Genomic DNA, 11562 nt, shown 5'->3' with positions numbered 1-11562 from the left:
AGTATATCTTACTCAATTTGTTCTATTACTTATGAATATTAAATCACTGCTACAAAAAGATGCTCAATATTGTTCTTTCGGTGACACAGTCCATTATGCAAATCCTCCAAAAATTTTTAGTAACTGCCAAGGAAGTTATCTTTATGATGAGAAAGGCATTCCCTATTTAGATTTGCAAATGTGGTATTCAGCGGTTAATTTTGGCTACAAAAACGAACGTATTAGTAATGCCTTAAAACAACAACTGGATAACTTACCTCAGCTTGCCTGCCAATATCTGCATAAAGAAAAGGTAGAACTAGCAGAAGCCATTTGTACTAATATCGAGCAAAGAACCGGTGCTAAAGGACGCGTGCAGTTCAATGTGGGCGGCTCCCAAGCCATTGAAGATGCACTAAAACTGGTTCGTAATGAAAAGAAGAAAAATTTGATGTTCGCTTTTATGGGCGGATATCATGGCCGAACACTAGGTGCCTCTTCCATCACCTCAAGTTACCGTTATCGTCGTAGATTTGGCCATTTCTCTGATAAAGCATCCTTTCAGCCTTTTCCCTATTGTTTCCGTTGCCCTTATGACATGAAACGTGAGACCTGCGGCCTCTACTGTATGAATCAATTTAAAAAATTATTTGAAACAGAATATTATGCCGTCTGGGATGATAAGTCCAAAGAAGCAGAATACGCTGCGTTTTTTGTCGAATTTATACAAGGTACTGGTGGTTATGTCATCCCACCTCCAGGGTATTTTCAAGAACTGGCACAATTTCTTAAGGAAAAAGACATTTTGTTGGTTGCCGATGAAATCCAAATGGGTTTCCATCGTACTGGTAAATTTTGGTCCTTCGAACACTATGGAATCACTCCAGACATCGTTGTCTTCGGCAAAGCATTAACGAATGGTTTAAACCCTATTGCCGGAATTTGGGCAAGGGAAGAACTGATTTCTCCAGAAAAATTTCCTCCCGGATCGACTCATTCCACCTACTCTTCAAATCCATTAGGAACTGCAATTGGTCTTGAAGTGATGAACATGTTGTCGGAAAAAAATTATGAGCAACAGGTCAATGAAAAAGGGGCTTATTTTCTAAATAAACTCACTGAACTTAAAAAGCGCTGGAAAATGATTGGTCATGTTGATGGGATTGGTCTGGCACTACGTATTGAGTTATGTAAAGAAGATGGTTTTACTCCTAATCGAGAATTAGCTGATGCAATATTCAATGCAGGATTACGTGGCGATCTTCAGGTCAATGGACAAGCTTACGGTCTTGTACTGGATATTGGCGGTTACTATAAAAATACATTTACTCTAGCACCCTCCTTAGAAATCAGTAAAGAGGAAATTGACTTAGGCATCATTCTTTTAGAACAATTACTCATGCAAGCCAAGGCAGCATAGGTTGGTCTTAGCCTCCTGAGGTTTAATCATCTTTCATCCTGTCATTACCACGCAGGATGAAAGACTGGAATTATTTATAAACCATTAATTGTTTCATCAGAATAAACTGGGTTAGTTATTAAAGAAAATTTTCAAGTTGTTCGCATTGAAATAGGTTTACCAGATCCAAAAAACTATTAAACTCAAAATGCTTTATTTGATGTTGTTGGCAATACGTTAATAAATATTCCTTCGCAAATACGAAATCAACTTGATGTGCTAAACAAACATCAGATTTGCCATTACCAATTAAAATCGATTTGCCTGAGTCATTAAATTGCTGCTCATAAAAGATATGACATTTACATAAACCACACTTTGATTTGCACTGCTTCACTTCAAAAGGGAAACTAATTGCAACACCCTCCTTAAGAAATGAAAAATGATTTGAGTAATAAGGTATTGAAAGAAGTCCATGTTTTTTTAGCAAATACTCGATGGGATAATCAATACCATCACTAACGATAATAAGTTTTGCCTTGTTTTGCATTAAAGTGCAAAATTCAATAAAACCAGGATCAATTTCAATATGTTCTAATTCATACCTAATTTCAGGTTCCATCCCTCGAATCATAGCATATTGCGCTTGCATACAGTCTTTGGAGCTTATGCGCCCACAAAGCCAATCTTGCTCTATTTGATTAAAATCACCCTGAGCAAATTTTTCTAATAAGCTGTCTGTAGTATCCGTTTTCGTAATCGTTCCATCAAAATCTATAAAAATATTCAAGATATATACCTGACCTTTCTTGATTTGCTGTTTTGCTGGATAAAGCGAATCAAATTAAGCGCAACAAGCTCTTTTTCGTTATCCAGAGTAATAATATGGTATGAATTGTTTAAATAAACGATTTCTATTAATTCCGAACCAATATGATTTTTGACATACTCAGCATTTCTGTAACTTGCCATATCATCGTCCAAGGAATGGACTACTAAAGTGGGACTCTTAATGTGAGGCAATTTTCCTTGAATATGTTTAATCAACTTATCCACTTCATACAGCCCAAGCGCGGGCACTATCATATTACCGGTTTTAGCGATATTTTTTTCTTTACCATTCGCCAATAATGATGCAATTGACTCTCGTATTGCCTCATTTTTAATTCCATAAGGCGCTTTATCCTGAACTTTACAGATATAACGCAAATAACTGTGAATCATGAAGTAATTAAAAGCACGTTGCCGTCGTGAAATATTCCAGCCGTCATAAAAAAATACAGGACTTAAAAGGATTACCCCTGCTATCTGTTCTGGATTCTCTAAAGATAAGTTCAAGGCAAGCAGACTGCCAGCAGAGAGGCCTGCAACAAATATCTTTTCACAATGTTGTGATAATAAATCAAAAGCCTTTTTAACAGACGCATACCAATCTTGCCAACTGGTTTTTTTGAGATCACGATAACTGGAGCAATGCCCTGCTAATTGAGGAACAGCGACGGTTATATCCGATTTAGCTAATTGAAATGCTAATTCACTTACCTCACCAGGGGTGCCACTATAACCATGTACTAATAAAACACCCACCTCTTTACGTTTAAGTAAAAAGCCATGCGGGCCGAGCTCATCCTGGTAAGGATTAAAATTAAGAACTTGATTTTCCCTGGGTTCTATATTGTTCACGATACTTTTACAAATTAAATTAATTGAGGGATATGTTTCAACTAAATGAGGATCAACATGACAATTAAATGTTTGTTCTAATTCTGCTAATAACTCAAAATAGCCAATGGAATCTACCCCCAGCTCAATTAATCGCTGGTCTAACGAGAGTTTATGTTGAGGCACCGATGTCTTCAAAGAAATTTGTTCTAACAACCAAGATTGGAGTTCATTCTCTGTAACCACATTAAACGTTTTGGATCCTGTGCTTGATAAATTGTTTAAAGGTACCGGTTTTGAAGGCTTTAAATCAGTTTTTTCGCTTTTATATTCATACAGCAAGGGTAAACGTTGATTTACATAAGAATCCCTCATGGCATTACGTTGTAGCTTACCACTCGTCGTTTTAAGAGTGGTTTGAGCAGGTAACAAAACAATTGAATAAGGAGTTATGGCAAAAGTTTGGGTTATTACTTTTCTAACCGCCACACAAATATCATCATATTCCCTTTTATGGGTATCGGGTTTTAGTTCAGCTAAAATTACTAATTGTTCTTCATTGTCTTTAGAAATAGAAAATGCAGTACAACAACCGGATTTAATCGATGCATGAGCTGAACTTGCTTTATACTCGAGATCATGGGGATAGAAATTTTTACCATGAATCACAATAAGTTGTTTCATTCGTCCAGTAATATATAACTCGCCTTGGTGAAGAAAACCTAAATCACCAGTCCTCAAAAAGACTGTCTGATCTGAGCCATTGAGAGCAGTTTGATAAAAAAGCGTTTTATTTAATTCCTCACGCTGCCAATATCCCGAAGAAACACTAGGGCCAGCAACTAATATCTCTCCTACCTCATTTTCATTGCCAAATTGATTCGTACTCAGATTAAGAATTTTTACGTCTAAACTAGGGGTACCATGGCTAAGTAGAATCTTGCTATCCGTGTCACTTTTTCGAGTAAGAGTTACTCGGTTTAGACTTAAATCTGACCGAGAAACAATTAACTTATTCAAATTCTTTTGGGTTTGTTGTGCTGATACCATTAAGGTTGATTCAGCCAAACCGTACGAAGGTGCAAAGCTACTTTTTTTAAACCCACACGACTTAAAGGCCTGATAAAAACGTTCAATCGTCTCATAATGAATCGGTTCTGCTCCATTCAACGCCACCCGCCAAGAACTTAAATCCAAGGTTTTCTTTTGAGCTTCTGTAATTTTTCTCAAGCAATATTCATAAGCAAAATTAGGCCCTCCACTAATATCAGCACGAAATGAACTAATCTCTTGCAACCAAGAATAAGGATTTTTAAGGAATGTCAATGGCGACATTAAGATACAAGGTATACCATAAATAACCGGCAAAATGATATGCCCAATCAAGCCCATATCATGATAAGGGGGTAACCAGGAAACAGCAACGGTATCCTGATGAAGTCGATAAGCTTTAATGATTAATTGTATGTTGTGCAATAAATTCAGATGAGTATTCATCACCCCTTTCGGAACCCCTGTAGATCCAGACGTATATTGTAAAAAAACGGTTGAGTCCGGATCACTTGCATTGAACTCTAAATGAGAGGATGAGTTTATGCGATTAGAAGAGCAATTAATCAGCTTAATTTTTTCAACATCCCAATTCAATTGCTCTGACTGTTTCCCTAAAATATAAATTAAGAATTTTTTAATGGGTAAAAACTGCATAACTTTCTTAAGAATCTTCAAGTTATATAGCTTCTTATAAAGTTCTTGTGAGGTTAAGAGAATTCTTGGTTGTGCATCAACAATAATACCTTGTAATTTTTCAATTAATCCTTGATTAAATGGAGGGTAACTGGGGACGCTAATTACTCCAGCATAAGCACAAGCAAAAAACGCGATAACAAACTCCAAACCTGGTGGATAAATCAACAAAGCGCGATCACCTTGTTTTGTATTTTTCATAATTAACCACGCCAAGGAGAGAGCCTCTGATTGCAACTTACTGTAGCTTAATTGCTCTCTAGTTCCATCTTCATTGAGGTAATATAATGCAACGGAATTTGGTGTTCTTTGCGCGTGAAGATCTAAAGCCTCTGTTAGAAGCTTCAATTGACTTAACTCTGAATCTGATAAAGACATAGGACAACCTGCTCTTAACTCGACGTTTTTTGACACATTTTTAAATAATTCTAGACCATTTTTTGAGCATTTTGTGCTATTATCGCAAAAAGTTTTATCTAAGGGGAAATAATGAAACAAAAATTAATTATAATTCCTGGCTGGGCTGGCACAGAAATATTATAGAAACATCAATACCAGCATCTTGCCGATGTCGATGATATTACTGTTGAATATTTTTTTCATGATTGACTCCTCAGGCTTGAAACCCTTTCAAAATGAGCTAAATAGCTCGCTCATGATCCATGAGTTTTTTTCTTTGCTTCATAAATAGCACTTTGGAAAATGATGTGTCAGCCTTTAATTTCTAAACTCCACATAGAGTTTGACAGACTATAAACAGACTTATCCACAGAAAATGTGAATAACTCGAAGATAGATAGCGTACTTTAAAAAAGAAACAATCCAGATAGAGCATGGTTTTTGGTCAGATCTTGGGTATCGATTGAATATTAGATTGGTGCAAATATCCACAAGCATGGACATGTAAAAAGAATTTAGACGTAGTTATCTTAAACAAATAAAAAATAAAAAAACAGTCTTGACTCGAACAATTTTTAATTTTTATTTTGATTGGCCTGCTTCGACAGTTTGTACACGATTAAAAATCCAATAAAAATCCGCTTATATATAAATTATTCAAAAGAATACTCGAAAAGAACCAGCAAAATGGTGTAAAATTGAGCAATTATTAATATGTACGTAGGATATTTCTTTGAAATCAGTTGATATTGAAAAAAGCTTACAGGCCCTGGACACCCGCGTATCTACAGTTGAAAAAATTATTGGCTCTGTATCGCCAATCTCACCAGTAAAGCAATCTAGGTTAATTAAAAATAAAAAAAGTGTAGACCGCTCAAAATCAACGCCGAAACCGATGTCTGGTAATTGGCTGGGATTAGTCGCCTCAGTATGTTTTATTTTAGCTGCTTGTTTCATAGTTAAATTATCCATTGAATCAGGATGGCTAACTCATGAAAAGCAGCTTGGCGTAGCTACTCTTTTTGGAATGGCATTATTTGCAGGAGGTATTGTTATTTCCACTGCAGATAGAATATACGCATGTTTTTTACCAGCGGCAGGTGCCACCGTACTTTATTTTACTGGTTTTGCTGCATATCAGTATTATCTATTTATTTCATTTCAAACAGTTATTGCCATCACCACTATCGTCTCTGGAATTTCAATTTTGTTTTACCTAAGGTTTAGGCATGATATTTATGCCATTATAGCTGCCTTAGGTGCTTATATTGTTCCCATTGTTTCAGGCGTTGAAAATAATACTTTGTTTTCTTTGTATTATTTCACAATTTGTTCGTTAAACTTCGCAACTCTTGCTATTTGGGTGGAGTCACGCACATTAACGATGATTTCAGCGTATTTAGCAATATCAATCACTGCGGTGATTGGGCTAAAGCTGCATCAAGATGTATTAATTGCGTCAGTACTTGCTATTAATTTTTTTATCTACTCAATAGGCACCCTGTTTTATACTCAATTGACCAAGAAACAACTTACTGAGAAAGAATCTTGGAGTCTTTTCCCGGTATTACTTATTTTCTATGCAATGGAATATTATTATCTCAGCCGTATTGATCAGACTATAGCCTCTTGCGGCTCTCTAGCTGCAGCAGCGCTTTTAATTGGACTTTATTATTCAGCTAAAAGATGGCTTCCTGAACGTCGCTTCAATAGCCGTAACGTATTATTGACCTTTGTAACACTTGTTTGTTTCCATTCGATTTATCTTGGACTTTTACCATTAAATCTCAAACCTTGGCTTTTCCCTTTGATTGTTTTTGGATATGCCTTTGGGCATACAAAAATAAGCTCGATAAAATGGAGCATTCCTCATTTAATTCCTTTCGTAGCACTTTCTGCAATTCTGGGTATTGAATATTTAAATATATTAGGCCATTTGCTTGGTAGTAGAGGATTATCTTGGTCGGTTGTAGCATGGGCTTCTTTTGTTAGTATTTGGTTCCTATTGATACGAAATCGTAAGGAGTTAGGTCACAAAGAAGAATATTGTTATGTTTTACTGGCAGCGGCACATCTTTTTGCAATTATGAGCCTCTACCAGCTTACCACTGACTATGGAACCTTAGCGGTATCTGCCTCTTGGCTTGCATACGTACTTATCATCTTACAGGTTTCAACATTAAGAAACGATGTCCTCATTGCAAAATCGGTACTCATCGTTTTGTTTTTTGCTGCAGGTAAGGCCCTACTTTATGATGCATCATCAACACCAACAATTATTCGAACATTATCACTAATTCTCACTGGTGTGGTGTTATATGCTTCAGGTTTGGTTATTAGGAAAAAAACGAACTGGCAAAGTAGATTCGCTAAGAATCGTGCTCCTGAGCATACTAAAACGGATTAATTATCAAAGAATTATAAAATTCAACGAGTGTTAAGCGGTAATTTATGAGTAACGAGTCAAACAAGGTTACTCCGTGTGCGAGTATGCTTGGCTCAAAAATGGAAGAAATTTGCGCATTTTGCATGTTAATAATATAATCATATTGATGCGTTTTGCATCTAAATATAAGATAAGGAGTTCTAAATGAAGATCAAATCATCAACAGCTGCATTAATTGCTATCAGTATGATTGCAGCCTTTGGAACAGCCCAAGCAGGATGTTATAAACATGAGCCCGGATGGCACATGGTATCAAAAAAATGCAACATCCAACCTGCTGAAACCTGGCAACAATATGAGAGTGGGGTCTACACTCAACCCCTTGGAAAAAGCTTATTCTCAATGGGTAGATAGTATTATTATTAATCAATGGGTTTTGACTCAGTTAAAACCCATTTTTAGAATAATATTTCCTACAGATACCTTCTCCCCGAGGAGAGAAGGTACGTTTCTAGTTCTAGCCTCGAAATTGTGTGAATAATTTCAAAGTTTTTTCTTTGGATAGCTGTCCAACAGAGCTTAAGTGTGTCAGAGCGTGTCCTTGCGTATCATAAAATAGCATGGTGGGTATACCATAAATATGGAACGCTTGTCGAATCATTGCGACTGCCTCTGTTTTTTCACTAATATCAACGCGAAGATTTACTGAATCTTGCATGGCATCGATGACTTCGGATTGATTAAAAACATACTTATCCATAGCCTGGCAATCACTGCACCACCCCGCAAAAAACTCTATAAAAACACGTTGATTTTTTGACTTGGCTTCAGCTAACTTTGCATTAACCTCTTCAAGCGTATGCACCATAACAAATGGAGCATGCATTACAGGCTTCTGAATGGCAGTGGGTGTAAACGCGTGATAAGCCAAAGCCCCTGCTCCCATCATGGATAATAAAGCCAATCCTTGCAACAGTCGTCCACCTAAATGATGTTCTTGACGAAAAGCTCCAAAGATCCATGAACTCACCAGCAAGACAGTAACCCAAAGTAGATTAATCCAAAACGGCGGTGCAACACGACTCAATAACCAGATAGCCATAGCAAACATCATTACGGCAAATATTTGTTTGATGCGAACCATCCATAGGCCAGAGCTCGGTAAAAAACGACCATAACCCGCTCCTACAATCAATAAAGGCATTCCCATCCCCAAAGCCAAAACAAAGAGTAACAAACCACCTTGTGCAACATGATGGCTCTGCGAAATATAGGTGAGAATGCCAATTAAGGGGGCGGTGACACACGGAGATACAACCAATGTCGATAATGCTCCCATCAACGTAGCAGAGATAATTCCGTGTTGACGTGATTTGTTTGACGCAACCTGATTAAAAATTGGAATGCGCAATTCAAAAACACCCAACAGCCATAATCCCATTAAAGTAAATAAAATACTAAAACTTCCAATAATCATCGGCTGCTGCATTAAAGTTTGAACGGTAGAACCAAACCACGCGGCCAACATTCCCGCTATAGCATAAGTTATCGCCATCCCCATAACATAGCCCAAAGATAATTTAAAAGCATGCCTTCCTGTACTTGCCCCTTGGCCTGTAATGATACTGGATAGAATCGGCACCATAGGCAGAACACAAGGTGTAAATGCCAGCAGGACACCAAGGAAAAAGAATGCCGTCAGATAAAAAAGTGGACTGTGATTTTGAATGAAAAACAGCGCATCTGCGGGATTGGCACTGCCAATTCCTGATGCAAAAACTGAAAAGGAACTACATGCCATAAATAATGACAAAATAAATTTTCTCATTTTTGATTCCTCAATAATTGATTTTTTGAATTTAAAAATTAAAAAGCAACCAAAATGGGAGGGCGATAAATTTCGTCTAATGGTGAGTTATATTTAGAGCAAATAAGAAGAAAGCTTAATAGACCAACAAAGCTTCGAATAATCCACGATGAATCCAAATGAAATGCATCCTTAAGCCAATAGGTAGAAGAAAAACAACTACTGCTCATCGATTGCTGCAGGGAACAAGGCGTTACTGAAAAAGAAAAAGCTATAGGCGCCTGTATTTTTTGTTTCGGACAGGTTGGCATTTTGAGTGGTGCAAGGAAGACAGCACTCATTAGCAGCAATAGGATTAGCGGGCGGCATTTGTTCCTCATTAGGCCACCATAGCATAATGAATATAAAAAAATCAATGTCCCCTTCTTCAAAAGAAGGCTGGATAAAAAATAGGGTAGTAAATATTAGCCATTAGTATATTAGCGCAGCGTACTATGGGAATTCATTTGTTTGATTAGGTGATAGAGAAGTAAAACCCGCCAAACCTAATTAATGAATGGTTTTAGAATTCGATTGCATTTATGTTTATAAAGGATTGAACCTTGGATTTTTATTCCATATTACGAGGTGCTCTAAGGGAGATATGTTTACAGCGGTTCTTGCGATCAATATTGATGTTACATATTAAGTTTTTGAGATTGCTTCTCATCAAGAAATTCTAAAAACTCGCTCACATTCTCTTCGTTCTGAGGATCAAGGGTCGCAAGTCTTTGATAAAATTCCTCTACCTTAGAATCTCTGCCACAGAGTTCATGAAATGCTTTCATAACTCCAGAATCTGACTTCTTACTCTGGGCTAACTCGATTAGGTTTGTTAACGTTTCATTTGCACTTACAGAGCCACTATCAAAGCCCGTTATTATGCCGACCATTTGTTGTAAGCCGTCAACATCAGGATACTTTGTTTGAAATGCTCTTATTTTTGTAAAAATGTCATCATTGATTTTATAGTCCACATCAATCCTAAATTTTTTAACTTGTTCTATATCATCGGGATCAAGGGCTGCAAGTTTTTGATAAAATGTCTCTACTTTAGGATCTCGGCCACGGAGTTCATGAAATCCTTTCATAACTCCAGAATCTGACTTCTTCCACTGAGCTACCTCGATTAGTTTTGCTAACGTTTTATTTGCATCTTCCGAGTTCCATGCCATGCCTGTAATTATGACATTCATTTGTTGTAAGCCATCTACCTTAGGATATTGGGTACAAAATCTTGCTATTTCATTACACAGGTTTTCACACAAGTCTTTTTTAGTTCTATCTTGCTTTAGAGCATTTAAACATTCTTTATGTTGAGTGACCGGACAATTTTTATCCAAAGAAGTAGCGTCGCCCTTTTTCTGAGGTACTACTTTATCGGTTTTCGAGGTAAATTGTTGCGCTTTTTTTTCAACTAATGCTTTATCTATTTGTGCGCTTACGTCTTCTAGATCTTTTCCACCCATAAAATATGCATCGATATTAATCTTACCTTGAACTCCTCCAAATTCTCGCCTTCGAGTTTGTTCCTGCCTGATAAATGGTTCCACATTAATTCCATAATTTCTCATAGCACATTTAAAGTTATATATACCGCTCTCTTCTCTATCTGATCTAAGATATTTATCTTCAGTTATCTCTTGCTGATGCGTGCAAGAAACTTGAAACTCGTCAGCATGCCAAATGATTTGCTCCTCTTTCATCAATTCATTTAATTTTGCGGCAATTTTTGTATTTTCCTCTTTCACCATCTTGAAATATTCGTTATATTCCCTGGTAGCTGCTCCATATAACTTATTAAGCTCATTAAGATTAGTAATAGTACTAGTTTTATTGGTAACTCCATTGGCATCAGCAGTCCAATCTGGTCCTAAATGCTGCGCAATTTTTTGATGAAATTGTTCTCTACGCGATATTTCGCTATTGATTTTTTCTTGGCTCATACAATGCTCATAGACAATACAGCTTCTGTTTTAAATATAGTTCATATTTTTATCAGCAGAATGGAAAATTATTTGAGGGCAGTTATTTTTATCTTCGAACTACCCTAGTTTTAGCGCAGCGTAATTTGAGAAACTAAACTTTAAATGAGGTAGAGCCTTAACATCAAAAGATGATACGGATAAATATAATATTTTTGGT

Annotated in this window: 8 protein-coding genes; 3 read left to right on the top strand and 5 right to left on the bottom strand. The window is 36.7% G+C overall.

Going from position 1 to position 11562, the window contains the following annotated elements:
- The first annotated feature begins 31 nt into the window (after nt 1–31).
- Nucleotides 32–1399: an aspartate aminotransferase family protein gene (locus OQJ26_RS12060; protein WP_265704025.1), complete on the top strand. Its 1368-nt coding sequence runs from the start codon at nt 32–34 to the stop codon at nt 1397–1399.
- A 118-nt stretch (nt 1400–1517) separates the two neighbouring features.
- On the opposite strand, the gene OQJ26_RS12055 is transcribed toward OQJ26_RS12060, so the two are convergent.
- Together OQJ26_RS12055 and OQJ26_RS12050 are read right to left on the bottom strand one after the other, a co-directional pair.
- Nucleotides 1518–2168, bottom strand: coding sequence for an MtnX-like HAD-IB family phosphatase (locus OQJ26_RS12055; RefSeq protein ID WP_265704024.1), 651 nt, complete (start codon nt 2166–2168; stop codon nt 1518–1520).
- Complete coding sequence (locus tag OQJ26_RS12050; protein ID WP_265704023.1) at nt 2165–5164, bottom strand: alpha/beta fold hydrolase; 3000 nt, start codon at nt 5162–5164, stop codon at nt 2165–2167. Before OQJ26_RS12050 ends, OQJ26_RS12055 begins: the two co-directional genes overlap by 4 nt.
- A gap of 754 nt (nt 5165–5918) precedes the next feature.
- Here OQJ26_RS12050 and OQJ26_RS12045 point away from each other — a divergent pair.
- A complete protein-coding gene (locus tag OQJ26_RS12045; protein ID WP_265704022.1) occupies nt 5919–7592 on the top strand; it encodes a DUF2339 domain-containing protein in 1674 nt (557 codons plus the stop codon).
- 183 nt (nt 7593–7775) lie between these two features.
- Nucleotides 7776–7985: a hypothetical protein gene (locus tag OQJ26_RS12040; RefSeq protein WP_265704021.1), complete on the top strand. Its 210-nt coding sequence runs from the start codon at nt 7776–7778 to the stop codon at nt 7983–7985.
- A gap of 103 nt (nt 7986–8088) precedes the next feature.
- On the opposite strand, the gene OQJ26_RS12035 is transcribed toward OQJ26_RS12040, so the two are convergent.
- The 3 genes from OQJ26_RS12035 to OQJ26_RS12025 all read right to left on the bottom strand — a co-directional run bounded on the left by OQJ26_RS12035 (nt 8089) and on the right by OQJ26_RS12025 (nt 11363).
- Complete coding sequence (locus tag OQJ26_RS12035) at nt 8089–9399, bottom strand: protein-disulfide reductase DsbD family protein (protein ID WP_265704020.1); 1311 nt, start codon at nt 9397–9399, stop codon at nt 8089–8091.
- A 198-nt stretch (nt 9400–9597) separates the two neighbouring features.
- Nucleotides 9598–9747: a hypothetical protein gene (locus OQJ26_RS12030; RefSeq protein ID WP_265704019.1), complete on the bottom strand. Its 150-nt coding sequence runs from the start codon at nt 9745–9747 to the stop codon at nt 9598–9600.
- A 308-nt stretch (nt 9748–10055) separates the two neighbouring features.
- Nucleotides 10056–11363, bottom strand: coding sequence for a hypothetical protein (locus OQJ26_RS12025; RefSeq protein WP_265704018.1), 1308 nt, complete (start codon nt 11361–11363; stop codon nt 10056–10058).
- Between the last annotated feature and the right edge of the window lie 199 nt (nt 11364–11562).

The sequence above is a fragment of the Legionella sheltonii genome (assembly GCF_026191355.1).
In the GTDB taxonomy this organism is placed as follows: domain Bacteria; phylum Pseudomonadota; class Gammaproteobacteria; order Legionellales; family Legionellaceae; genus Legionella; species Legionella sheltonii.
Note: the sequence above shows the minus strand (reverse complement) of the source record. Positions and strands in the feature narration are given on the sequence as shown.